At 37.4% G+C, this 25,892-nt stretch carries 27 protein-coding genes; 26 read left to right on the top strand and 1 reads right to left on the bottom strand.

The features are described from left to right. Nucleotides 1-2 precede the first annotated feature (2 nt). The 5 genes from pknB to spoVM all read left to right on the top strand — a co-directional run bounded on the left by pknB (nt 3) and on the right by spoVM (nt 4,703). Complete coding sequence (pknB, locus tag MHH59_RS19325) at nt 3-1,976, top strand: Stk1 family PASTA domain-containing Ser/Thr kinase (RefSeq protein ID WP_002014502.1); 1,974 nt, start codon at nt 3-5, stop codon at nt 1,974-1,976. 270 nt (nt 1,977-2,246) lie between these two features. Next, nucleotides 2,247-3,128 carry a ribosome small subunit-dependent GTPase A gene (gene rsgA / locus MHH59_RS19320; RefSeq protein WP_002014503.1) on the top strand — a complete coding sequence of 294 codons (882 nt, stop codon included), beginning with the start codon at nt 2,247-2,249 and terminating at the stop codon, nt 3,126-3,128. Nucleotides 3,129-3,130: 2 nt separating this feature from the next. Beyond that, a complete protein-coding gene (gene rpe / locus MHH59_RS19315; protein ID WP_002185059.1) occupies nt 3,131-3,775 on the top strand; it encodes a ribulose-phosphate 3-epimerase in 645 nt (214 codons plus the stop codon). Nucleotides 3,776-3,875: 100 nt separating this feature from the next. Beyond that, nucleotides 3,876-4,556, top strand: a complete 681-nt coding sequence (locus MHH59_RS19310; protein WP_340852131.1) for a thiamine diphosphokinase — start codon at nt 3,876-3,878, stop codon at nt 4,554-4,556. A 66-nt stretch (nt 4,557-4,622) separates the two neighbouring features. Next, nucleotides 4,623-4,703, top strand: a complete 81-nt coding sequence (gene spoVM / locus MHH59_RS19305; protein ID WP_001213599.1) for a stage V sporulation protein SpoVM — start codon at nt 4,623-4,625, stop codon at nt 4,701-4,703. A gap of 73 nt (nt 4,704-4,776) precedes the next feature. Here spoVM and rpmB read toward each other — a convergent pair whose 3' ends face one another. Then, entirely contained in the window at nt 4,777-4,965 is a 189-nt protein-coding gene (rpmB, locus tag MHH59_RS19300) for a 50S ribosomal protein L28 (RefSeq protein ID WP_000124776.1), read from the bottom strand. Between the two features lie 378 nt (nt 4,966-5,343). Between rpmB and MHH59_RS19295 the strand changes: the two genes are divergently transcribed. From MHH59_RS19295 to MHH59_RS19195, 21 genes are all read left to right on the top strand, one after another. Continuing rightward, entirely contained in the window at nt 5,344-5,706 is a 363-nt protein-coding gene (locus MHH59_RS19295; RefSeq protein ID WP_002014507.1) for an Asp23/Gls24 family envelope stress response protein, read from the top strand. A gap of 22 nt (nt 5,707-5,728) precedes the next feature. Beyond that, the gene (locus MHH59_RS19290; RefSeq protein WP_340852129.1) at nt 5,729-7,405 is read left to right on the top strand and encodes a DAK2 domain-containing protein; all 1,677 of its coding nucleotides are present in this window, start codon (nt 5,729-5,731) and stop codon (nt 7,403-7,405) included. Nucleotides 7,406-7,829: 424 nt separating this feature from the next. Continuing rightward, nucleotides 7,830-9,878, top strand: a complete 2,049-nt coding sequence (gene recG, locus MHH59_RS19285; protein ID WP_002014510.1) for an ATP-dependent DNA helicase RecG — start codon at nt 7,830-7,832, stop codon at nt 9,876-9,878. An 88-nt stretch (nt 9,879-9,966) separates the two neighbouring features. Continuing rightward, nucleotides 9,967-10,560: a transcription factor FapR gene (fapR, locus tag MHH59_RS19280; protein WP_000747354.1), complete on the top strand. Its 594-nt coding sequence runs from the start codon at nt 9,967-9,969 to the stop codon at nt 10,558-10,560. Beyond that, entirely contained in the window at nt 10,557-11,549 is a 993-nt protein-coding gene (gene plsX / locus MHH59_RS19275) for a phosphate acyltransferase PlsX (RefSeq protein ID WP_002128828.1), read from the top strand. The genes fapR and plsX overlap by 4 nt, the downstream gene beginning before the upstream one ends. 14 nt (nt 11,550-11,563) lie before the next feature. Next, nucleotides 11,564-12,508 carry an ACP S-malonyltransferase gene (gene fabD, locus MHH59_RS19270; RefSeq protein ID WP_002128825.1) on the top strand — a complete coding sequence of 315 codons (945 nt, stop codon included), beginning with the start codon at nt 11,564-11,566 and terminating at the stop codon, nt 12,506-12,508. Further along, nucleotides 12,508-13,248 carry a 3-oxoacyl-[acyl-carrier-protein] reductase gene (gene fabG / locus MHH59_RS19265; protein ID WP_002014514.1) on the top strand — a complete coding sequence of 247 codons (741 nt, stop codon included), beginning with the start codon at nt 12,508-12,510 and terminating at the stop codon, nt 13,246-13,248. The genes fabD and fabG overlap by 1 nt, the downstream gene beginning before the upstream one ends. A 69-nt stretch (nt 13,249-13,317) precedes the next feature. Then, nucleotides 13,318-13,551 carry an acyl carrier protein gene (acpP, locus tag MHH59_RS19260; protein WP_002014515.1) on the top strand — a complete coding sequence of 78 codons (234 nt, stop codon included), beginning with the start codon at nt 13,318-13,320 and terminating at the stop codon, nt 13,549-13,551. A 58-nt stretch (nt 13,552-13,609) separates the two neighbouring features. Next, nucleotides 13,610-14,347, top strand: a complete 738-nt coding sequence (gene rncS / locus MHH59_RS19255; RefSeq protein ID WP_002033792.1) for a ribonuclease III — start codon at nt 13,610-13,612, stop codon at nt 14,345-14,347. Between the two features lie 148 nt (nt 14,348-14,495). After that, nucleotides 14,496-18,065: a chromosome segregation protein SMC gene (smc, locus tag MHH59_RS19250; protein WP_201056863.1), complete on the top strand. Its 3,570-nt coding sequence runs from the start codon at nt 14,496-14,498 to the stop codon at nt 18,063-18,065. A 14-nt stretch (nt 18,066-18,079) separates the two neighbouring features. After that, nucleotides 18,080-19,069: a signal recognition particle-docking protein FtsY gene (gene ftsY / locus MHH59_RS19245; RefSeq protein WP_002088200.1), complete on the top strand. Its 990-nt coding sequence runs from the start codon at nt 18,080-18,082 to the stop codon at nt 19,067-19,069. Between the two features lie 132 nt (nt 19,070-19,201). Continuing rightward, on the top strand, nt 19,202-19,534 hold the full coding sequence (locus MHH59_RS19240; protein ID WP_000891061.1) for a putative DNA-binding protein: 333 nt from the start codon (nt 19,202-19,204) through the stop codon (nt 19,532-19,534). Between the two features lie 12 nt (nt 19,535-19,546). Further along, a complete protein-coding gene (ffh, locus tag MHH59_RS19235) occupies nt 19,547-20,896 on the top strand; it encodes a signal recognition particle protein (protein ID WP_002014519.1) in 1,350 nt (449 codons plus the stop codon). Nucleotides 20,897-20,996: 100 nt separating this feature from the next. Continuing rightward, nucleotides 20,997-21,269: a 30S ribosomal protein S16 gene (rpsP, locus tag MHH59_RS19230; protein ID WP_000268750.1), complete on the top strand. Its 273-nt coding sequence runs from the start codon at nt 20,997-20,999 to the stop codon at nt 21,267-21,269. A gap of 14 nt (nt 21,270-21,283) precedes the next feature. Continuing rightward, nucleotides 21,284-21,511, top strand: coding sequence for a KH domain-containing protein (locus MHH59_RS19225; protein WP_002088196.1), 228 nt, complete (start codon nt 21,284-21,286; stop codon nt 21,509-21,511). A gap of 121 nt (nt 21,512-21,632) precedes the next feature. Beyond that, entirely contained in the window at nt 21,633-22,148 is a 516-nt protein-coding gene (gene rimM, locus MHH59_RS19220) for a ribosome maturation factor RimM (RefSeq protein ID WP_002014521.1), read from the top strand. After that, nucleotides 22,148-22,882, top strand: a complete 735-nt coding sequence (gene trmD / locus MHH59_RS19215) for a tRNA (guanosine(37)-N1)-methyltransferase TrmD (protein ID WP_002014522.1) — start codon at nt 22,148-22,150, stop codon at nt 22,880-22,882. The genes rimM and trmD overlap by 1 nt, the downstream gene beginning before the upstream one ends. A 146-nt stretch (nt 22,883-23,028) precedes the next feature. Further along, nucleotides 23,029-23,373, top strand: a complete 345-nt coding sequence (rplS, locus tag MHH59_RS19210) for a 50S ribosomal protein L19 (RefSeq protein ID WP_002014524.1) — start codon at nt 23,029-23,031, stop codon at nt 23,371-23,373. Nucleotides 23,374-23,473: 100 nt separating this feature from the next. Continuing rightward, on the top strand, nt 23,474-24,025 hold the full coding sequence (lepB, locus tag MHH59_RS19205) for a signal peptidase I (protein WP_002066791.1): 552 nt from the start codon (nt 23,474-23,476) through the stop codon (nt 24,023-24,025). 20 nt (nt 24,026-24,045) lie between these two features. Beyond that, a complete protein-coding gene (ylqF, locus tag MHH59_RS19200; protein WP_002128821.1) occupies nt 24,046-24,936 on the top strand; it encodes a ribosome biogenesis GTPase YlqF in 891 nt (296 codons plus the stop codon). Between the two features lie 55 nt (nt 24,937-24,991). After that, nucleotides 24,992-25,765: a ribonuclease HII gene (locus tag MHH59_RS19195; RefSeq protein ID WP_002014527.1), complete on the top strand. Its 774-nt coding sequence runs from the start codon at nt 24,992-24,994 to the stop codon at nt 25,763-25,765. Nucleotides 25,766-25,892 lie beyond the last annotated feature (127 nt).

Genomic DNA, 25,892 nt, shown 5'->3' with positions numbered 1-25,892 from the left:
ACGTGCTGATTGGAAAACGCTTAAATGACCGTTATAAGCTGCTGAAAATGATTGGCGGTGGAGGAATGGCCAATGTATATTTAGCTCATGATGATATACTCGGCCGAGATGTAGCGGTAAAAATATTAAGACTCGACTATTCAAATAATGAAGAGTTTATTAAACGTTTCCATCGAGAAGCGCAATCTGTTACAACGTTGTCGCATCCAAATATTGTGAATATGTATGATGTTGGGGAAGAGGATGATATATATTATCTTGTAATGGAATATGTACCTGGACGAACATTGAAGCAATACATAATTGATCGAGGGATGTTACCGATAGGAGAGGCTCTTGATATAATGGAGCAGTTAACGTCCGCTATGGCACACGCCCATCATTTTGAGATTGTACATCGTGATATTAAACCGCACAATATTTTGATTCGAGATGACGGAGTGGTCAAAGTAACAGACTTTGGAATTGCGACAGCTACAAGTGCAGCAACAATTACACATACAAATTCGGTGCTCGGTTCGGTGCATTATTTATCACCAGAACAAGCGCGCGGCGGTATAGCGAATAAACAATCAGATATTTATTCACTTGGGATTGTTATGTTTGAATTGTTAACAGGAAGACAACCGTTTTCTGGTGAATCTGCTGTTGCAATTGCGTTAAAACATTTACAAAATGAAATGCCATCTCCAAAAAGATGGAATGACAATATTCCACAAAGTGTTGAAAATATTATATTAAAGGCAACTGCGAAAGATCCGTTCCATCGATATCAATCTGCTAACGCGATGAAACGAGATATTGAAACAGCACTATACCCAGAACGAATAAATGAACAACCATTTTACATACCAGAAGATATGGAAGCAACGAAAGCGATTCCAATTATTCAACAAGAACAACTATTTCAAAATGTAAGTGATGAAACGATTGTATTAAAAGGAAGTAAAGTGGATGAACAAGTAAGAAAAGAAGAGACCAAATCAGGTAAGAAGAAAAAGCGAAATAATAAATGGCTGAAAGTTTTAATTACAACATTTTTACTTTTAGCGATAGGGATAACATTAGCACTTACTGTTATTCCAGGCTTCTTTATTCCGAAAGATGTGAAGGTTCCTGATGTGGCTGGTATGAAATATACGACAGCTGTAAATACATTAGTTGAAAAAGGTTTTGAAGTTACTGAACCTAATCTTGTATATACAGATGATGTTGAAGCCGGAAAAGTGATAAAAACAGATCCTATAGCAGGAAGAGTAGTGAAAGAAAACTCTAAAATTACTATCTATCAATCAGGTGGGAAAAAGAAAAGTAAGATGCGTGATTTGACAGGAAAAGATTTCGAGAGTATAAGAGCTGAGTTAGAAGAAGAATATAAACAAGTTACAATAAATTATATTGAAAATGATAAGCCGAAAGGTGAAATTGTAGAGCAAATACCAACGCCTGATCAAATGGTTATAGAGACAGAACAAGAACTGAAAATTTGGGTAAGTAAAGGACCTTATCAAATAAGACCAGGTGATTTTTCAGGATGGACTGAAAATAGTGTAAAAGGTTATTTAAATGAAAGAAAGCTTGTTTCTGATATAAAAAGAGAGTATTCAGATACGGTTGATAAAGGTCTTGTTATTTCACAGTTACCAAAGCCTGGGACACCTTTAAAAGAAGGAGATAAAGTATCGATTGTTATCTCCGATGGTCCGAAGCCTAAAGTGACGAAAACGGTAAAAGTGGATAACATTTCTATCCCATATGAGGCTTCTGCAACAGGTGAGAAAAAGCCGCAAACAATAGAAATTTATAAAGAAGATATGCAGCAAAAAATGGATAAACCAGTTGAAACGAGAACAATTACTGAGTCAGCGATTATTTCTTTAGAATTTGTAATTCAAGAAGGTGCAAAGGGACACTATAAAATTGTCCGAGATGGAGTAACGATTATGGACAAGGAAGTACCATATCCAGCTCAATAATAGTGAATTCCATCGTCCTTATATAGAAGATGGAATTTATTACTCTTGCCTGTTATGCTGTCTACATCGTGGACTGTATAACAGGCAAAAATATATGATTCAAAAAGCTGTAAAAGTGATACTGTTGTAAATAATATTTCAAATTTGATGGTAGATTAAATATATGAACCTGGATATATATTTGGTGGGCTTTGAACTAATTGTTTAAAGAACGCTAGTCTATTCATATTTAATTGCAGTTTCATTTTATACAAAATAAAGGAGAATTATATGCCAGAAGGAAAAATTGTAAAAGCTCTAAGTGGGTTTTATTATGTGCAGAATGAGGAAGGGATTACACAATGTCGTGGGCGTGGTGTATTTAGAAAGAATAAAATTACGCCACTTGTAGGAGACCAAGTTGTTTTTCAAGCGGATAATCCGAATGAAGGTTATGTGTTAGAAGTATTTGATCGGAAAAATGAACTTGTTAGACCTCCTATTGCTAATGTTGATCAAGCTATTCTTGTTTTCTCTGCGGTAGAACCAGATTTTAATCCAGGACTGTTAGATCGATTTTTAGTATTAATTGAATATCATAACATTAAACCGATTATTTGTATTAGTAAGATGGATTTAGTAGATGAAAAAATGAGAGAAACTGTTGAATCTTATGCAAATGATTATCGTGAAATGGGTTATGATGTGTTGTTTACTTCTATAAATACATCGGAAAGTATTGATATTCTGAAACCATTCTTAGAAGGTTGTATTTCCGTCGTTGCAGGCCAATCTGGTGTTGGGAAATCTTCAATGCTAAACGTATTACGTCCAGATTTAGAATTGAAAACTAATGATATTTCTTCACATTTAGGACGTGGAAAGCATACGACAAGACACGTAGAATTAATTACAGTTGGAAGCGGACTTGTTGCGGATACACCTGGTTTTAGTTCGCTTGATTTCATAGATATAGAGGTAGAAGATCTTACATATTGTTTTCCAGAGTTGAAAGAAGCGAGCCAATACTGTAAATTTAGAGGGTGTACACACCTTGCTGAACCGAAATGTGCGGTGAAAGCTGCGGTTGAAGAAGGAAAGATTACCGAATATCGTTATAAGAATTACAAACAATTCGTAGAAGAAATTAGAGAGAGAAAGCCGAGGTATTAGTCATGATTAAAATTGCACCATCGATTTTATCAGCAGATTTTTCAAGATTAGGGGAAGAGATTAAAGATGTAGAAAAAGGCGGAGCTGACTACATTCACGTCGATGTAATGGATGGGCATTTCGTACCAAATATTACGATTGGACCATTAATTGTAGAAGCAATCCGTCCGATTACATCATTACCGTTAGATGTACATTTAATGATTGAAAATCCTGATAACTATATCCCAACTTTCGCAAAAGCGGGAGCGGATATTATTACTGTTCATGTAGAAGCGTGTCCTCATTTACATCGTACAATTCAGTTAATTAAATCTCATGACATTAAAGCAGGGGTTGTATTAAATCCGCATACTCCAGTTTCAACGATTGAGCATGTATTAGAAGATATAGACATGGTATTACTTATGACAGTAAATCCTGGATTTGGCGGGCAGAAGTTTATTCATTCTGTATTACCGAAAATCAAACAAATTGCAGAAATGGTTAAAGAGCGAAATCTAGAAGTGGAAATTGAAGTTGATGGTGGTGTCAACGCTGAAACGGCAAGACTTTGTATTGAAGCAGGAGCGAATGTTCTTGTAGCGGGATCAGCAGTATACAATCAAAAAGACCGCGGTGAAGCAATTCGTGTAATTCGCGGATAAAGAATGAACGAACCTTTATCCTAGTGAAGCTTCTAGTTCATTAAGACTTCACTATTTATACATGTTAGAGTGGCAAATAAGGAGAAAGGCAATCTACCGAATGGCAGATTGCCTTTTTACAATAGAAGGGGAAGGAAAAATGATTATTCATATTTTAGCGGGAGGACCTGCAGAATACTGCGCAGATTTTTCGCGGTATGAAAATGAAGAAGTAGTTTGGGCGGCCGTTGATAGAGGAGTGTACCGTTTGTTGAAAAGAGGAATCACTCCGGCTGTTGCGTTTGGGGATTATGATTCAGTTACTGATGAGGAATTAGCATGGATGAGGCAACAAACAAATGAATTACATATCGTCCCGCGAGAAAAAGATCAAACAGATTTAGAAATTGCAATTAGCTGGGCTTTAGAACAGAAACCAAAATTAATTCGTATTTTTGGTGCTACTGGTGGAAGACTTGATCATGGTTTAGCAAATATTCAGATGCTTTTAAAGGGATTAGAAGTAAATATAGAAATGTGTATTGTGGACAATAAAAATGAAATAATGGTGAAAAAGTTTGGTATGTATATAATTGAAGGAAACGAACATTTTCCATACGTATCATTTGTACCAGTTACTGAAAGGGTAGAAGGTATTACACTTCACGGTTTTAAGTATCCCCTTATTAATAAAACAATAGAGTGGGGATCGACACTTTGTATTAGTAATGAACTCGTTGAGGAAAAAGGTACTTTTTCATTCACTTCTGGCATATTAATGATGATAAGAAGCACTGATTGAAGAAACAATTTTGCTCCTTGCATCATATAGTGAACAAGTGGAGTAATGGGGATTAGGAGGGAAACCATGAGATTTTATACAATTAAGTTACCTAAATTTCTTGGTGGAATTGTTCGTGCGATGTTAAATACCTTCAAAAAAGACTAAAAAAAGCACCTATTACCGGTGCTTTTTCCAATGGTATAATAAAAAAAGAGCCTAGCGGCTCTTTTTTTTATTATTAAACACGTTCGATTTTGCCAGATTTTAATGCTCTAGCAGAAACGTAAACACGTTGAACTTTTCCGTCGATGCGTACGCGAACTTTTTGAAGGTTAGCGCCCCATTTACGTTTTGTAGCGTTCATTGCGTGAGAACGAGAGTTACCAGAACGAGCTTTTCTTCCAGTGATAGCACAAACACGAGCCATTTATATTTCCCTCCCTTAACTACCGTAACATACGTAATTTTTCAATATTAGTCTTTTATGCGATGCTAAAAACACTACTATAATTTAACACAACTAAAAAGAGAATGCAACACCGTAGGAAAAAGAAATCAAGAAAAAATACTTGACACTATATGTCAATGAAGAAAAGGTGAAATCAAGAAAAATTGCTTGACATATTATAGTGGTACATGTTGTATAATAACAATGGACTATTTTGCTCATCATAAAAAAATGTAATTTAAAACATAAAATATGAGAGTGAAAAAGAAAGAACGATGGAATTTTCTTTAAAAAGATTATATGATAGTAACTAAAGTAGTCTAGCTCACTTTCACCATTTATGAAGGGGGAAACGAGATGTCAATTGAAATTAAAACGAAGTACGGTCAAATTGATATTAGTACAGATGTAATTGCAACAATTGCTGGAGGTGCCGCAGTAGATTGCTACGGTATCGTAGGTATGGCATCAAAAAATCAGTTAAAAGATGGATTAACAGAGATTTTACGAAAAGAAAACTTCACTAGAGGCGTTATTGTTCGTAAAAATGAAGATGAAGTACATATTGATATGTATATTATTGTGAGCTATGGTACGAAAATTTCAGAAGTAGCACATAACGTGCAGACTAAAGTGAAATATACATTAGATCAAACTGTAGGACTAGCAGTAGATTCTGTAAACATCTACGTACAAGGAGTTAAAGTAATAAACTTGTAATGTGCATTAAGGAGGAAAATCTGTGTCAATTCAAAAAATTGATGGAAAACGTTTATCACAAATGATCATTCAAGGAGCCAATAATTTAACAAATAATGTTCAGCTTGTTGATGCATTAAACGTATTCCCAGTTCCAGATGGCGATACCGGTACAAACATGAACTTATCAATGACTTCAGGCGCACGTGAAGTGAAAGCAAATCCTTCACAGCATGCTGGTAAAGTCGGTGTAAGTTTAGCCAAAGGATTATTAATGGGAGCTCGTGGTAACTCTGGGGTTATTTTATCTCAGTTATTCCGTGGTTTCTCTAAATCCATTGAACAAAAAGAAGAATTAACGACAGTTGATTTTGCTGCAGCTTTAGAAGCAGGAGTAGAGGCAGCTTACAAAGCGGTTATGAAACCAATTGAAGGAACGATTTTAACGGTTGCAAGAGAAACGGGTAAATATGCAGTGACAGTTGCGAAAAAACAGCGCGACTTTGTTTTGTTTATGGAAGACGTTGTAAAAGAAGCAAACGCATCGTTAAATCGTACGCCAGATTTATTACCTGTATTAAAACAAGTTGGCGTTGTAGATAGCGGTGGTAAAGGTCTTGTTGTTGTATATGAAGGATTTTTAGCTGACTTAAAAGGAGAAACGATTTCTTCTAATATGCCTGCCCAACCATCTATGAATGACATGGTACGTGCAGAACATCACCGTAGTGTACAAAGCCAATTGAGTACAGAAGATATTAAGTATGGATATTGTACGGAATTCATGGTGAAATTAGAGCCTGGAAAAATGAAGGAACATAATTTCTCTGAACAAAAATTCCGTGAAGATATTAGTGTGTACGGAGATTCACTACTTGTTGTATCGGATGATGAGGTTGTAAAGGTTCATATTCATGCGGAACATCCTGGAGATCCTATGAACTATGGACAACGTTACGGTAGTCTAATTAAGATTAAAGTAGAAAATATGCGTGAACAGCATACTGCTTTATTAGATGAACCTACCATGGTACCTGAACAAACGAATCAGCCAATAGAGAAACAACCGTATGGTATTGTAACTGTAGCTATGGGATCGGGTATTAAAACTCTATTTGAGAGCATTGGTGCAACGAAAGTTATCGAAGGTGGCCAAACGATGAATCCGAGTACGGAGGATATTGTGAAGGCGATTGAAGAGGCAAATGCTGAAAAAATCATCATCTTACCAAATAACGGGAATATCGTGATGGCAGCAGAACAAGCAGCGTCAGTTGTAGAACAAGAAGTTATTGTTATTCGTTCAAAAACAGTTCCTCAAGGTATGGCTGCAATGTTAGCATTTAATCCAGTTGGAACGCTAGAAGAGAATGAAGAAAACATGAAAGAAGCTTTAACTCATGTGAAAACAGGTCAGATTACGTATGCTGTTCGTGATACGGAAATTGACGGTGTAGCGATTCAAAAAGATGATTTCATGTGTATTGCAGATGGGAAAATTGTATCTACAAATGCTGAGAAAGTAGGAGCTGCAAAGCAATTACTAGAAGCGCTAATTGATGAGGATTCTGAAATCGTAACGATTCTACAAGGTGAAGATGGAACAGATGAAGAAGTGGCTAAATTAGTTGCGTTTGTAGAAGAGAACTTTGAAGATGCAGAAGTAGAAGTACATGCAGGGAACCAACCGGTGTATTCTTTCATCTTCTCTGTAGAATAAGAAAAGATTCGATTTGAAAATAAATGGGTTACTTACTTGCTAATGGATAAGAAATAGTGATATGAAGTTTATTACTAGTTTTTATTCAAAAGGCTAGCATATTGATGATAGAAAAGAGCCTTGCTGCTAATAGTGAGGCTCTTTTCTTACGTATTGTACAACTTTGTTTTATCCCGCTATTTGTGGGCAGTAAAACTTCCACCCCCTATATTCGGCTGGAGCAAAGAAGTTAAGTGGGAGATTAACTGCCCGTAAACGCCCACTGATTATAGTTTCACTTTATACAGAGGGATTAGAGTAGTTTCTCTTAGAATGCCTATGATAGAATATATAAGGTGAAAGAGAGCGATTACAGATGTCAACGATAATAATGGATAATCAATAGAATGAATCAAAGAAAATAATGTGACGGAGCGTGAGAATCTTGAATGAAGTTGTACAAGTTCCTGTTACGGATGTAAAGGGAATCGGAGGAGAAACATCTGAGTTGTTACACGAGATGGGAATTTATACAGTTTCTCATCTATTAGAACATTTTCCGTACCGCTATGAAGACTATGCGATGAAAGATCTTGCTGAAGTAAAGCATGACGAGCGTGTAACGGTTGAGGGGAAAGTTCATAGTGCTCCTTTACTGCAATATTATGGGAAGAAGAAGTCACGTCTTACAGTTCGTGTTCTCGTCGGTCGTTATTTAATTACAGCTGTATGTTTTAATAGACCATACTATAAACAAAAGTTAAATTTAGATGAAACGGTAACGATTACTGGTAAATGGGATCAGCATCGCCAAACAATTGCTGTATCAGAACTGAATTTTGGACCGGTTGTACGACAACAAGAAGTAGAACCTGTATATTCAGTGAAAGGAAAACTGACAGTAAAACAGATGCGCCGGTTTGTTGCACAAGCATTTAAGGAGTATGGAGATTCTATAGTCGAAGTGTTACCAGATGGTTTGTTAAGTCGATATAAATTATTATCACGCTATGAAGCGCTCAGAGGGTTACATTTTCCAGTGGGACAGGAAGACTTAAAGCAAGCGCGTCGCCGTTTTGTATATGAGGAGTTTTTCTTGTTTCAGTTGAAAATGCAAACATTACGGAAAATGGAAAGGGAAAACTCGAAAGGGACGAAAAAGGAAATTTCATTAGTAGAATTGCAAGAGTTTACTGATGCGCTTCCGTTTCCATTAACTGGCGCACAACGCCGGGTTGTAGATGAAATAATGAAAGATATGATATCTCCGTACCGAATGAATCGATTATTGCAAGGGGATGTAGGTTCTGGGAAAACAGTTGTTGCTGCGATTGCTCTTTATGCGGCGAAATTGGCTCATTATCAAGGTGCTTTGATGGTTCCTACAGAAATTTTAGCCGAGCAACATTATCAGTCGCTCGCGGAGACGTTTTCACATTTCGGTATGAAGGTTGAATTGCTAACAAGTTCTGTTAAAGGTGCGAGACGTCGAGAAATTTTGTCGAGATTAGAACAAGGAGAAGTAGACATCCTTGTTGGAACGCACGCTTTAATTCAAGACGAAGTTATATTTCATAGGTTAGGTCTCGTTATTACCGATGAACAGCATCGATTTGGTGTGGCGCAGCGCCGGGTTTTACGTGAGAAAGGTGAAAGTCCAGATGTATTGTTTATGACGGCGACCCCAATCCCGCGTACGTTAGCTATCACTGCATTTGGAGAGATGGACGTTTCTATTATCGACGAAATGCCAGCTGGTAGAAAGGTAATCGAAACGTACTGGGCAAAACATGATATGTTAGATCGTGTCCTCGGCTTTGTGGAGAAAGAGATAAAAAAAGGAAGACAGGCATATGTTATTTGCCCTCTTATTGAAGAGTCTGAGAAGCTTGATGTACAAAATGCTATCGACTTACATAGTATGCTGACTCATCATTATCAAGGGAAATGCCAAGTTGGATTAATGCATGGGAGACTATCATCTCAAGAAAAAGAAGAGATAATGGGACAGTTTAGTGAAAATAAAGTGCAAATTCTTGTGTCGACAACAGTTGTTGAAGTAGGCGTGAATGTACCAAATGCGACTGTTATGGTTATTTATGACGCGGAACGTTTCGGTTTATCACAGCTCCATCAGCTGAGGGGGCGTGTTGGGCGTGGTAGTGAACAATCATATTGTTTATTAATTGCGGACCCGAAATCAGAAACGGGAAAAGAAAGAATGCGCATTATGACTGAAACAAATGATGGATTTGTATTGTCAGAAAAAGATTTAGAGTTACGAGGTCCTGGGGATTTCTTTGGAAGTAAGCAAAGTGGTCTACCAGAATTTAAGGTTGCTGATATGGTACATGATTATCGGGCGTTAGAAACAGCAAGACAAGATGCAGCGATACTAGTTGATTCAGAAGCGTTTTGGCATAATGATCAGTATGCTTCGCTACGTACTTATCTTGATGGGACAGGTGTGTTCCAGGGAGAGAAGCTCGATTAAAAGTAGTCTGCAAAAGTTTTTGTTGCATTCTACTTTTAATGATTATATACTACTTTTAGTACCTAGTCATAAAAATGGATGGTGCGGTATGAAAAAAAGAAGAAGTAAAAAAGAAAGACAAGAATTATTACAACAAACAATAGAAACGAATCCTTTTATAACGGATGAAGATTTAGCGGAAAAATTTCAAGTGAGCATACAAACTGTTCGTCTTGATCGTATGGAATTATCTATTCCTGAATTAAGAGAACGAATTAAGCATGTGGCTACAAAACAACATGAAGAAGATGTGAAATCTTTACCGTTAGAAGAGGTTGTCGGAGAAATTATTGATATAGAATTAGATAGACATGCGATTTCTATCTTTGAAGTAAAGGTAGAACATGTATTTAAAAGAAATCAAATTGCTCGTGGGCATCATTTGTTTGCACAAGCAAACTCACTAGCTGTTGCGGTTATTGATGAAGAATTAGCTTTAACTGCAAAGTCCACCATTCGATATATTCGTCCTGTAAAATTAGGAGAGCGTGTTGTTGCAAAAGTACGTGTTGAAGATGTAGAGAATGATAAAGGACGGACGGTTGTCAAAGTGCGTAGTTTTGTTGGAGAAGAACTTGTCTTTACAGGCACTTTTGAAATGTATCGATCTAGTAATTATAGTGAGGAAGGTAACAACTTATGAAAATCGCAATAGATGCAATGGGCGGCGATCATGCACCAAAGGCTGTAGTATTAGGAGCAATGAAAGCTATTAAGGAATACTCAGATTTACATATTACGTTAGTAGGGAAAGAAGAGGGAATTCGTCAATATTTAACGAGTGAAGAGCGAATTACTATACTTCATACGGACGAAAAAATTGAATCGACAGACGAACCAGTAAGAGCGGTTCGTCGAAAAAAACAAGCTTCAATGGTACTAGCGGCGCAGCAAGTAAAAGACGGCGTAGCGGATGCTTGTATATCAGCAGGTAGTACAGGAGCTTTGATGGCAGCTGGATTGTTTGTTGTTGGTCGTATGGAAGGAATTGAACGACCAGCTTTATCACCTACAATGCCAACTGTTGATGGAGAAGGTTTTGTTATGTTAGATGTTGGAGCCAACGTTGATGCAAAACCAATTCATTTATATCAATATGCAGTAATGGGCTCTGTTTACGCAGAGAAGGTAAGAGGAATTAAAAATCCACGCGTTGGACTTTTAAACGTTGGAACAGAGGATGGTAAAGGAAACGAGCTTTCAAAACAAGTCTTTGCTATGCTCAAGGATGCACCAATTAATTTCGTTGGAAACGTTGAATCAAGAGATTTATTGCAAGGTGTAGCAGACGTTGTTGTATGTGATGGTTTTACGGGTAATGTAGCGCTAAAATCATTAGAAGGAACAGCACTTGCGTTATTCTCTATGTTAAAAGAACAATTAATGAGTTCGTTTACGAGCAAATTAGCAGCAGCGGTATTAAAACCAAAACTTATGGTATTGAAAGATAAAATGGATTATTCGGAGTATGGGGGAGCGGCGTTGTTTGGATTGAAAGCTCCTGTCATTAAGGCTCACGGTTCTTCTAATGACCAATCGATATTTAGTGCGATTCGTCAAACGAGAGAAATGGTAGCGAAAGAAGTAATTCCTACAATTTCAAGTGTAATGGAGAAGGAGCCGCTTCAATAAGAGGAGGATTTGAAATGGGAAAAATAGCATTTCTTTTTCCGGGCCAAGGTTCACAGGCAGTTGGAATGGGTAGACAGTTAGCGGAGAATAATAAAGAGGTTGCGAAAGTGTTTGCAAAAGCGGATGAGGTTTTGCATGATTCTCTTTCAGAAGTGATTTTTGAAGGACCGCAAGAAAAGTTAACATTAACGACAAATGCGCAGCCGGCACTATTAACAACGAGCTTTGCAATTTTAACAGCTTTGAAGGAGTATGATATTACACCTGATTTTGTCGCAGGACATAGTTTAGGTGAATATAGCGCTCTTGTAGCTGCTGGTGCATTAACATTCGAAGACGCTGTATATGCTGTAAGGAAACGCGGGGAATATATGGAAGAAGCTGTTCCAGGCGGGGAAGGTGCAATGGCAGCTATTTTAGGTGCGGATCCGGATATGCTGAAACGAGTTACAGAAGAAGTAACAAGTGAAGGATATGCAGTACAAATTGCTAATATGAATAGTACGAAGCAAATTGTTATTTCTGGAACAAAGCAAGGAGTAGAACTTGCTTCTCAAAGAGCGAAAGAAAATGGTGCTAAAAGAGCAATTCCGCTCAAAGTAAGTGGACCGTTTCATTCCTCGCTTATGAAACCGGCTGCTGAGAAATTCCAAAGTGTTTTAAATGAAATTACAATTCAAGACACGAATATTCCTGTTATTGCAAATGTTACGGCAGATGTTATTACACGTGGTACAGATATTCAAGCAAAGCTAATTGAACAGCTCTATTCACCTGTATTATGGTACCCATCTATTGAGTATATGGTGAATCAAGGGGTAGATACATTTATTGAAATCGGACCTGGAAAAGTACTTGCTGGTCTTATGAAGTCGATTGATTCTTCAGTGAAAGCATATGCGGTATATGATGAAGAGACATTAAAAGATACCATTTCAAATTTGAGAGGAGAAAGCTGATGTTAAAAGGGAAAGTAGCATTAGTAACTGGTGCTTCACGTGGGATTGGTCGTGCGATTGCTATTGATTTAGCGAAACAAGGGGCAAATGTTGTAGTAAATTATGCTGGTAATGAGCAAAAGGCGAATGAAGTAGTTGATGAAATAAAGAAATTAGGTTCAGATGCCATTGCAGTAAGAGCAGATGTTGCAAATGCTGATGATGTTACTGCAATGGTGAAACAAACTGTAGATACGTTTGGACAAGTTGATATTCTTGTAAATAACGCTGGTGTAACAAAAGATAATTTATTAATGCGTATGAAAGAAGAAGAATGGGATACAGTTATTAATACAAACTTAAAAGGTGTTTTCTTATGTACGAAAGCAGTATCGCGCTATATGATGCGTCAACGTCATGGACGTATTATTAATATCGCTTCTGTTGTTGGTGTAACAGGAAACCCAGGACAAGCAAATTATGTTGCTGCTAAAGCTGGTGTAATTGGATTAACAAAAACATCAGCAAAAGAATTAGCGAGCCGAAATATTACTGTAAATGCAATTGCTCCAGGGTTTATTGCAACTGATATGACGGATGTATTAGATGAAAATATAAAAGCCGAAATGTTAAAATTAATTCCTGCAGCTCAGTTTGGAGAAGCACAAGATATCGCAAATACTGTAACGTTTTTTGCTTCTGATCAAAGTAAATATGTTACAGGTCAAACGTTAAATGTTGATGGCGGTATGGTAATGTAATAAAAGAATCGATTTCAACTAGTTTTTTTGGACAATATTTTATATAATATTTGAGGGGAGGTGAATAGAATGGCAGATGTTTTAGAGCGTGTAACCAAAATTGTCGTTGATCGTTTAGGAGTAGAAGAAACTGAAGTAGTACCAGCTGCAAGCTTCAAAGAAGATTTAGGCGCAGACTCCCTAGATGTAGTAGAACTTGTAATGCAATTAGAAGATGAATTCGAAATGGAAATTTCTGATGAAGATGCTGAAAAGATTGCTACTGTTGGCGATGCTGTGACTTACATAGAGAGTCATCTATAATGCTTAAGTGAAGTCCCGTTTTTTAACGGGGCTTCTCGGCTTATATCTGGAGGGACCTATGCCGTACCGAAAACATAGAGAAAAAAAATACGAAGCAAAATATCGTGAAGCTTTTAAAGTATTTCAAGAAGAGATAGGTATTACGTTTACAGATGAAAAATTATTGATTCAAGCGTTTACGCATTCATCGTATGTGAATGAGCATCGAAAAAAACCGCATGAGGACAATGAGCGTCTTGAGTTTCTTGGCGATGCTGTATTGGAACTCACTGTATCACAGTATCTGTTTCAAAAATATCCGACAATGAGCGAAGGAGAGTTAACAAAACTACGTGCAGCTATTGTATGTGAGCCATCTCTTGTTCGTTTTGCAAACGAAATGTCATTTGGTAGCCTTGTTTTATTAGGGAAAGGTGAGGAAATGACGGGTGGACGTGAACGACCAGCTTTATTAGCGGATGTCTTTGAAGCGTTTATTGGTGCCCTTTATCTTGATCAAGGGCTAGAAACAGTTTGGGGATACTTAAAAGAAGTTGTATATCCAAAAATTAATGAAGGTGCTTTTTCTCATGTGATGGATTATAAGAGTCAATTGCAAGAATTGATTCAGCGTGATGGTAGTGGCAATGTTGAGTATCAAATTTTGCAAGAAAAAGGACCGGCCCACAACCGAGAATTTGTGTCCCGTGTAACTTTAAATAATGAGGCATTAGGTCTTGGAAGTGGTAAGTCAAAAAAAGAGGCAGAGCAACAAGCTGCTGCAGAAGCATTGAAAAAATTAAAAGAACAATCATGAGGAATCCCCCTTTGAATAAGGGGGGTTCCTTATGCATAGAATGAAACTTTCCTTTTATTTATAAATAAAAGGAGTGGGAAATCCGTATAGTAGTTTGTTTTCGTACAGACAACGTTTACAACAACGGAGAATAGGAGGAAGGCCTTTCGTGTTTTTAAAAAGATTAGAAATAGCAGGATTTAAGTCTTTTGCTGAGCGTGTATCTGTCGATTTTGTTCCAGGTGTAACTTCTGTAGTAGGACCTAACGGGAGCGGGAAAAGTAATATTACTGATGCAATTCGCTGGGTACTTGGTGAACAATCTGCAAAGTCATTACGCGGTGCAAAGATGGAGGATATTATTTTTGCCGGCAGTGATACGAGAAGAGCGGTTAATGTTGCTGAAGTTACATTAACTTTAAATAATGAAGACCAACGCTTACCGATTGAGTATAACGAGGTGTGTGTAACGCGTCGTGTATCTCGTTCGGGTGATAGTGATTTTTATATTAATAAACAATCTTGTAGATTAAAAGATATTATTGATTTATTTATGGACTCTGGTATGGGAAGGGAAGCTTTTTCGATTATTAGCCAGGGGAAAGTCGAAGAGATTTTGAGTAGTAAATCAGAAGAACGTCGTGGTGTATTTGAAGAAGCTGCGGGTGTGCTGAAATATAAACTTCGTAAAAAGAAAGCTGAAGGGAAATTGGCGGAAACACAAGAAAACTTAAATCGTGTACAAGATATTATTCACGAATTAAGTAGTCAAGTAGAACCACTAGAAAGACAAGCTTCTATTGCGAAAGATTATCTTGAGAAAAAAGAAGAATTAGAGAAAGTAGAAGCTGCGCTTATTGTACATGAAATTGAAGAATTACATGAAAAGTGGGAAGCGCTTCGAAATCAATTTGGGCATAATAAAGATGAAGAAGCTAAAATGTCGGCGAACTTACAAAAAAGTGAAGAAGAGCTTGAGGAATTACGCGGGCAATTACAAGCCGTTGATGAATCTGTAAATTCTTTACAAGAAGTTCTACTTCTGTCTAGTAAAGAACTAGAAAAACTAGAAGGGCAACGCGAGCTGTTAAAGGAAAGAAAGCAAAATGCAACGACACATTGTGCGCAGCTTGAAAAGCTAATTGTTGAGTTAACAGAGAAAACTACAAGTTATGATGGCGAAATTGAAACAAGTACAGAAGCTTTAATGCAATTTGTGAATCAAGTAAAAGAATTGGAGAAGAAATTGCATGATAACGAGCAATTACTTGCGACTTTTGCTGAGAATTTAGAGGAACAAATTGAGAATTTAAAAGGTGACTATATTGAACTTTTAAATCAACAAGCAAGTCTTCGTAATGAATTATCTATGATTGAAGAACAATCAAAACAGCAAAACTCTAAAAACGAACGACTTGATGAAGAAAATGAAAAGTATGTACAGATGCGTGTGGAAATTACAGCGAAAAAGGCGAAACTTGTAGACAGTTATGAGCAAGCGAGAGAGAAAATAGCTGGCATTATTTCTAATATACAGAAGACAGAAACGGCACTTGGGAAATGTAAGTCACAGTATAGTGAAAATGAAACGAAACTGTATCAAGCGTATCAATTTGTGCAACAGGCGCGCTCTCGGAAAGAAATGTTAGAAGAGATGCAAGAGGACTACTCTGGCTTCTATCAAGGGGTACGTGAAGTATTAAAGGCTAGAGAAAATAGACTACAAGGTATTGAGGGAGCTGTTGCAGAACTTCTGACTGTGCCGAAAGAATATGAAATCGCAATGGAAATCGCCCTTGGGGCAGCGATGCAACATATCGTAGTACAAACAGAAGAGCATGCTCGTAATGCAATTGCATTTTTAAAGCAAAATAAACATGGCCGTGCAACGTTTTTACCTCAAGCTGTTATTAAAAGCCGATCGCTATCATTTGATCAATTACGCATTGTGAATCAGCATCCATCGTTTGTCGGTGTAGCGGCAGAACTTGTGCAGTACAATAATAAATATGAGAATGTAGTTTCAAGTTTATTAGGTACAGTTGTTGTTGCGAAAGATTTACGCGGAGCAAATGAGTTAGCGAAACAACTGCAATACCGCTATCGTATTGTAACACTCGAAGGTGACGTAGTGAACCCGGGTGGTTCTATGACGGGTGGAGCTGTAAAACAGGCGAAATCCTCTTTATTGGGACGTCAACGTGAACTTGAAGAGTGGACTAAAAAACTAACTGACATGGAAGAAAAAACAACGAAGCTAGAAAACTTTGTTAAAGCAGTAAAGCAAGAGATTCAAGAAAAAGAAGTACAAATACGAGAGTTACGCCAAGGTGTAGAGACCGAACGTGTAGATGAACAGAAGCTAAGAGAAGAAATTAATCGTTTAGAATTAGATGAACATCGTATTAATGATCGTTTATCGATTTACGATTTAGAGATTGAAGGATTTTTACAAGATCAAGTAAAAATGCAAGGGCGCAAAGAAGAATTAGAAAAGATTTTAGCGACTCTTCAAGCTGAGATTGGGGAATTAGATAGCAAAATCGTCGTTTTAACGAAACAAAAAAGTGAACAATATTCTTCAAAAGAAAAAGTTCAGAAGGAAATGACGGAGCTAAAAGTACAAGCTGCTGAACAACAACAACGTTTGTCTAATCAAAAAGAAAAAGTCGAACGATTGACGAAGGAAAAAGAAGAGACTGATGCGACGCTTGTAAAAACGAAAGAAGATTTAGCGTTCTTAAAGCAAGAGATGACATCTAATTCAAGTGGCGAAGAACAAATTACGAATATGATTGAGAAGAAAGCGTATGATCGTAATCAAACTTCGGAGTTAATTCGTTCTCGTCGTGAACAACGCGTATCATTGCAAGAAAGAGTCGAGCATTTAGAGCGCGGTGTGAAAGCAACAATAGGTAAACATAAATATATTCTTGAGATGCTGAAAGATCAAGAAGTGAAAATTAACCGACTTGATGTAGAGCTGGAAAATAGATTGCAACATTTACGTGAAACATATACTATTTCATTTGAAGCAGCAAAACTTAAGTATACAATGATGATGCCTGCAGAAGATGCACGTAAAAAGGTGAAACTAATTAAACTATCCATTGAAGAGTTAGGCGCAGTAAATTTAGGGGCAATTGATGAGTATGAACGTGTAGCAGAGCGCCATACATTCTTATTAGAGCAAAGAGATGACCTAGAAGAAGCGAAATCGACATTGCATCAACTTATTACGGAAATGGATGAAGAGATGAAAAAACGCTTTTCTACTACATTCGAAGGGATTCGAACAGAGTTTCAATCTGTATTCTCTGAATTATTCGGAGGTGGAAGAGCGGATTTAGTAATGACAAACCCAGAAGATTTACTAAATACGGGTATTGATATTGTAGCGCAACCACCAGGGAAGAAACTACAAAATTTAGGTTTACTTTCAGGGGGAGAGCGTGCTTTAACGGCAATTGCGCTCTTATTTGGTATTTTAAAAGTACGCCCAGTTCCATTCTGTGTTCTAGATGAAGTGGAAGCAGCTCTTGATGAGGCAAACGTTGCTCGTTTTGCGCAGTATTTAAAGAAATTTAGTGATGAAACGCAGTTTATTGTAATTACACACCGAAAAGGTACAATGGAAGAGTCTGATGTATTGTACGGTGTAACAATGCAAGAATCAGGGGTGTCGAAGCTTGTTTCTGTTCGTTTAGATGATGGCGAAGAACTTGTTGCAAGTAGATAGGAAGGATGGGAAGTATGAGCTTTTTAAAAAAATTAAAAGAAAAAATTTCAAAACAAACGGATACGGTAACAGAGAAGTTTAAACAAGGATTAGAAAAAACGAGAAATTCATTTGCTGATAAAGTAAATGACTTAGTGTACCGTTACCGCAAAATAGACGAAGATTTCTTTGAAGAATTAGAAGAAATTTTAATTAGTGCGGATGTCGGAGTTTCGACAGTGATGGAATTAATTGATCAGTTGAAAGAAGAAGTGCAACGTCGTAACATTCAAGATCCGAAAGAAGTACAGGCTGTTATTTCTGAAAAGCTAGTGGGCATTTACAAAGGTGACAGCGATTTTAGTAATGAAGTTAATATACAAGAGGATCAATTAACAGTAGTTTTATTTGTTGGTGTGAATGGTGTGGGGAAAACGACGACGATTGGTAAGCTTGCACATAAATTTAAATCAGAAGGTAAGTCTGTCCTATTGGCGGCAGGAGATACATTCCGTGCTGGGGCGATTGAGCAATTAGAAGTATGGGGCGATCGTGTTGGTGTAGAAGTAATTAAACAAGGGTCAGGATCTGATCCAGCGGCTGTTATGTATGATGCTGTACAAGCGGCAAAGGCCCGTAAAGTGGATGTATTGCTATGTGATACAGCGGGACGCTTACAAAATAAAGTAAACTTAATGAATGAGTTAGAGAAAGTGAAGCGCGTAATTGAGCGTGAAGTACCAGGGGCTCCTCATGAAGTATTACTTGTTATTGATGCAACAACAGGGCAAAATGGTTTAAGTCAAGCGAAAACATTCCGCGAAGCCACGAATGTTACTGGTATTGTTTTAACGAAGTTAGATGGAACTGCTAAAGGTGGTATCGTCTTAGCGATTCGTAACGAAATGGATGTTCCGGTGAAATTTGTTGGGCTAGGAGAGCAAATGGATGATCTGCAACAGTTTGATCCAGAACAATATGTTTATGGTTTGTTTGCGAACGTAGTAGAAACAGAAGAAGTGTAAGTGAAAGAAGCGGTATTTCCGCTTCTTTTTTTATAAAAATATGTGATGTTAAGAAAAAAACTTGACACTCTTTTATACTCCATGTAAACTAAGTCATGTAAAGGGAAATCACTTAACAAAGGATGATCCAACATGCTCGAGAAAACAACGAGAATGAACTATTTATTTGATTTTTATCAATCGTTGTTAACGCAAAAACAAAGAAGTTATATGTCGCTTTATTATCTAGATGATTTATCTCTTGGTGAAATTGCGGAAGAATTTGATGTAAGTCGCCAAGCCGTGTATGATAACATTAAACGGACTGAAGCGATGCTTGAAGAATATGAAGATAAATTAGTATTACTTCAAAAGTTTCAAGAGCGACAGCGACTTGTTGCAAAGCTAAAACAGCTAATCAGCGAAGAAGAGCATGTAAATGAAGAAATGAAACAAGTTGTTGAAGCTATCGAAAAATTAGATTAGGAGGGCGGCAATATGGCATTTGAAGGATTAGCCGACCGACTTCAACAGACAATGCAAAAAATCCGCGGCAAAGGAAAAGTTTCTGAAGCCGATGTAAAAGAAATGATGAGAGAAGTTCGTCTAGCTCTTTTAGAAGCGGATGTTAACTTTAAAGTAGTAAAAGATTTTATAAAGCGTGTGTCTGAGCGTGCTGTCGGACAAGATGTAATGAAAAGTTTGACACCTGGACAACAAGTAATTAAAATCGTACAGGAAGAACTTACAGAACTTATGGGCGGAGAGCAAAGCAAAATTGCTGTTGCTAATAAGCCACCTACTGTTATAATGATGGTTGGTCTGCAAGGTGCGGGTAAAACAACGACGACAGGTAAGCTTGCAAATTTGCTTCGTAAAAAGCATAATCGTAAACCGATGCTTGTTGCAGCGGATATTTACCGTCCAGCAGCGATTAAACAGCTTGAAACATTAGGGAAGCAATTGGACATGCCTGTTTTCTCCTTAGGAGATCAAGTAAGTCCGGTTGAAATTGCGAAACAAGCGATTGCGAAAGCAAAAGAAGATCATCACGATTACGTTTTAATCGATACAGCGGGTCGCCTGCATATTGATGAAGAACTAATGGGTGAATTAGCGAAAGTCAAAGAAGTTGCGAAACCGGATGAAATTTTCCTTGTTGTCGATGCGATGACAGGACAAGACGCGGTAAATGTAGCACAAAGTTTCCATGAACAGTTAGGATTAACAGGTGTTGTATTAACGAAATTAGATGGTGATACGCGCGGTGGTGCGGCATTATCTATTAAGGCTGTAACAAATACACCAATTAAATTTGCTGGTATGGGTGAAAAACTAGATGCAATTGAAGCGTTCCATCCAGAACGTATGGCATCCCGTATTTTAGGGATGGGCGACGTCTTAACATTAATTGAAAAAGCGCAAGCTACAGTTGATGAAGAGAAAGCAAAAGAACTTGAGCAAAAAATGCGTACGCTTTCGTTTACGCTTGACGATTTCCTAGAACAACTTGGACAAGTGCGTCAACTTGGACCGCTTGACGAATTGTTAGGAATGCTTCCTGGTGCAAATAAAATTAAAGGGCTGAAAAATGCACAAGTTGATGAAAAACAAATTGGGCATATTGAGGCAATTATTCGTTCTATGACTAAAGTAGAACGAGAACAACCGGAAATAATCAATGCTAGTCGTAAAAAGCGCATTGCCAAAGGTAGCGGTACAACGGTACAAGAAATCAATCGTCTAATCAAGCAATTTGATGATATGAAAAAAATGATGAAGACGATGACGGGAATGCAAAAAGGTAAGAAAAAAGGACTAGGTGGATTGAAGTTTCCATTCATGTAAGGAAAAAAGATGGCTCTGTTAAGAAAAAATACTTTACAAAGCAATAGTCTTTTTGCTAATATAATTATCTGTGTGAAATAAATTCGGAGGTGCTTTATAAATGGCAGTTAAAATTCGTTTAAAACGTATGGGAGCTAAAAAAACTCCTTTCTATCGTGTAGTTGTTGCAGATTCTCGTTCTCCTCGTGACGGACGTTTCATTGAGGAAATCGGTACTTACAATCCGGTTGCTCAACCAGCGGAAGTTAAGATCAACGAAGAAGCAGCATTAAAATGGTTAGGAAATGGTGCTAAACCATCTGATACAGTTCGTAACCTTTTCTCTAACCAAGGTATCATGGAGAAATTCCACTTATCTAAACAAGGTAAGTAATTGAGGCAATGACAATGAAAATGTTAGTCGAGACAATTGTTAAACCTCTTGTGGATCATCCTGGAGATGTAAAAGTTACACAGGAACTTTGCAACGGAGAAATAAAGTATCGATTAACTGTACATCCTGAGGATGTTGGAAAAGTCATTGGAAAGCAAGGGAAAGTTGCGAAAGCGATTAGAATGCTCTTGTATTCAGTGGGACATCATAATGATGAGAACGTCACACTGGAAATTCAATAAACGTAAAAAGGGCGAGGAGTTATTTCCTCTCCCTTTTTTAACATTTAAAGAGAAATTGCATGTTCCATATATAAAATGGAAATGCTTAATTTATATAGAAACCAGGGGTGACATACTATTTATGACAAAATGGTTTAATGTAGGGAAAATTGTAAATACTCATGGCGTAAAAGGAGAAATTCGTGTTATTTCTCGTACTGATTTTCCAGAAGAGCGATATAAAGTAGGGAACACGTTATACATATGGGATGAGAAAGGTACAGACTATCTTACAGTGAAGGTAACTTCTCATCGTCAACATAAGACATTTGATTTATTAACACTTGAAGGATACAACAATGTAGATGAAGTAGAGAAGTTAAAAGGTTCTTTAATAAAAGTACCAGAAGAGCAGTTAGGCGAACTAGCTGAAGGTGAATACTACTACCATGAAATTATTGGTTGCAACGTTGTAACGGAAGAAGGAGAAGCGTTAGGGACAATCAAAGAGATTCTATCTCCTGGTGCGAATGACGTTTGGGTGATTAAACGTCCAAAGGGTCAAGATTTGTTAATTCCTTATATTGATGACGTTGTACTTCAAGTTAACATTGAAAATAAATTAGTAACCATTCATGTAATGGAAGGGCTACTATAATGAAAATTGACATTTTAACATTGTTTCCAGATATGTTTACGGGTGTATTTGGTTCTTCAATTTTAAAGAAAGCACAAGAAAAAGAAGCGGTAGAGCTTCGTGTTGTCAATTTTCGTGAGTATACAACTAGTAAGCATAATAGTGTAGATGATTATCCGTATGGTGGGGGCGCTGGTATGGTATTAACCCCACAGCCTATCTTTGACGCAGTAGAAGAGTTAACTAAGGAAACAGACCGTAAGCCGAGAATCGTCTTAATGTGTCCACAAGGAGAGCGTTTCACGCAGAAGAAGGCAGAAGAGCTTGCTGGAGAAGAGCATGTTATTTTTGTATGTGGCCATTATGAAGGATACGATGAACGAATTCGTGAGCATCTTGTAACAGATGAGATTTCTATTGGGGATTACGTATTAACGGGTGGAGAATTGGCTTCTATGGTAGTCACTGACAGTGTTGTACGTCTTTTGCCAGGAGTGCTTGGGAATCAAACGTCACAAGTGGAAGACTCTTTTAGCACAGGTTTGTTAGAACACCCACATTATACACGTCCTGCTGATTTTCGTGGTATGAAGGTACCGGATGTACTAATGTCAGGAAATCATAAAAACATTGATGAATGGCGCCATAAAGAGTCGCTACGTCGTACGTACACACGTAGACCGGATTTACTGGAAGAACGAGAATTATCTAAGCAAGAAGAGAAATGGCTGGAACAGATTAAAGAAGACCGATAAGGGCTTGATATATTTTCTATTGCAACAGTCCTGGCAATATGCTATTATAACATTTGTGCTACTGAAATCAGTAGCCGTATTAACGATGTTCCGCTGTAATTTAATAAGACTTTATAAGAGCATCTGTTTAAAGGAGAGAATTTAATATGCAACAATTAATCACAGAAATCACAAAAGGCCAATTGAAAACTGACCTTCCTTCATTCCGTCCTGGAGACACTTTACGTGTACACGTAAAAGTAGTTGAGGGAACTCGTGAAAGAATTCAGCTTTTCGAAGGTGTTGTAATTAAACGTCGTGGTGGCGGAATCAGTGAAACATTCACAGTTCGTAAGATTTCTTACGGTGTAGGTGTTGAGCGTACATTCCCAGTTCACACGCCAAGAATCGCGAACATCGAAGTACTTCGCCGTGGTAAAGTACGTCGTGCTAAGTTATACTACTTACGTAACCTTCGCGGTAAAAAAGCACGTATTAAAGAAATTCGATAAGACATGTATGGGAGCTTGTAAATACACAAGCTCCCTTTTTCCAATCTATATGAAATTTTGGTATAATACGAGCAGCTTACATAACAGTGGAGGGGAAAGCATGAAGAAAGAGAAGAGCTCACTTTGGGAATGGATCAAAGCAATTTTGATTGCTGTTGTATTAGCGGGCGTAATTAGACAGTTTTTCTTTGCCCCAATTCTCGTAGACGGTGTATCGATGTCGCCGACTTTACATGACCGTGATCGAATGATTGTTAATAAAATTGGCTATCACATAGGTGATCCGAAACGCTTTGATATTATTGTATTCCGAGCGACGGAAGAAAAAGATTATATTAAGCGTATTATTGGCCTGCCAGGCGACGAAATCGAATACCGTAATGATAAACTATATGTTAACGGGAAACCTTATGAGGAGCCGTATTTAGATAAGCAGAAAAAACAACTTGCTGACGGACCGCTTACATATGATTTTACTCTTGAAGAAATGACAGGAAAGAAAACTGTTCCAGAAGGTCAATTATTTGTTTTAGGCGATAATCGTCGTTTTAGTAAAGATAGCCGTTCGATTGGTACAATTTCAATGGACCAAGTGATTGGTAAAGCAAATATGCTATATTGGCCGTTAAAAGATGCACGTATTGTGAAATAAAAGAAAAAGAAGGTGGCAACATGGTAATTCAATGGTTCCCAGGACATATGGCAAAGGCTAGACGCCAAGTAACAGAAAAATTAAAGTTAATTGATGTTGTAATTGAGCTTGTAGATGCTCGATTACCTTTATCTTCTCGTAATCCAATGATTGATGAAATTATTACACATAAACCAAGGCTTGTTGTTTTAAATAAAGCGGATATGGCGGATGATCGTCTTACAAAGCAGTGGATTGCATATTTTGATGAAAGAGGTCAAAAGGCAATTTCAATTAATGCGCAAGCTGGACAAGGTATGAAAGAAATTGCAGCAGCTTGTAAAGTTCTTGTCAAAGAAAAATTCGATAAAATGGTTGCTAAAGGCATTAGACCAAGAGCAATTCGTGCTTTAATTGTAGGTATTCCAAACGTTGGTAAATCTACACTAATTAATAAATTAGCGAAGAAGAATATAGCAAAAACAGGAGATCGTCCTGGTGTGACAACCGCCCAGCAGTGGATTAAAGTTGGGAAAGAAATGGAATTATTAGATACACCAGGTATTTTGTGGCCTAAATTTGAAGATGAATTAGTTGGTCTTCGTTTAGCGACGACTGGTGCAATTAAAGATTCTATATTAAATCTACAGGATGTAGCTATTTATGCGTTACGTTTTATGGAAAAACATTATCCAGAACGTTTAAAAGAGAGATATAATTTAAATGACATTCCAGAAGAAATTGTGGAGTTATTTGATGCAATTGGAAAAAATAGAGGTTGCTTAATGGGCGGCGGAATGATTGATTATGATAAAACATCTGAGCTTATACTTCGTGAGCTTCGTGGTGGAAGATTTGGAAAAATGACGTTTGAAACACCAGAAGAGTTTGCAGAGCAGGTAGAAGATGCGGAAAAAGTAGAAGAAGTATAAGACGTGCGTTTGTACGTCTTTTCTTTTTGGTTACGTTTAAAAGGAGTGTAAATAGATGCAAAAAATGACTATTCATGAAGCGGAATGTTTGCTGCAAGAAATTATGAATGAAGAAGACGAGCGTTTTCAAATGTTAGTGAAAGATGAGCGAAAAGGTGTTCAAAAACTAATTTTGAAGTGGTATAAACAAAAAGAGTTAGCGCAAAAAGAAAGAGAAAAATTTCTAGAAATGTCAAAGTACGAAAATGAGTTACGTGAAAAAGGGCTCACATACATTGCTGGTATTGATGAAGTGGGGCGTGGGCCGTTAGCAGGACCGGTTGTGACGGCGGCTGTCGTCCTTCCGGAAGATTTTTATATTCCAGGATTAAATGACTCGAAAAAATTAAGTGAAGCGAAACGTGAGCGTTTTTATGATGAAATTAAAGAGCATGCAATTGCGATTGGAGTTGGAATTATATCACCACAAGTTATTGATGAAATAAATATTTATCAAGCGACGAAGCAAGCGATGTTAGATGCCGTTGCTAATTTATCATGTACACCAGAATATTTATTAATCGATGCGATGAAGCTTCCTACATCAATTCCGCAAACATCAATCATTAAAGGTGATGCGAAAAGTGTCTCTATTTCAGCTGCATCTATTATTGCGAAAGTGACGAGAGACCGCATGATGAAAGAGTTAGGAGGAAAGTATCCTGCATATGGATTCGAACAACATATGGGATATGGGACGAAACAGCATTTAGAAGCGATTGAAGTACATGGAGTATTAGAGGAACATCGAAAATCATTCGCGCCAATTAAAGATATGATTCAAAAATAAGCTGTATATTCACAGCTTATTTTTTATTTTGGTATATAAACATTATTATTTTCGAAAAAGAATAAAGCGATTTCAGTTTTCTGACACTTTATTGTAGACAGCGTGCCAATCATCTTATACAATGGCA

The organism is Bacillus sp. FSL E2-0195, assembly GCF_038003645.1.
GTDB classification, from domain to species: domain Bacteria; phylum Bacillota; class Bacilli; order Bacillales; family Bacillaceae_G; genus Bacillus_A; species Bacillus_A mycoides.
The sequence above is the reverse complement of the archived record's forward strand: the minus strand, read 5'-3'. Positions and strand labels throughout refer to the sequence as shown.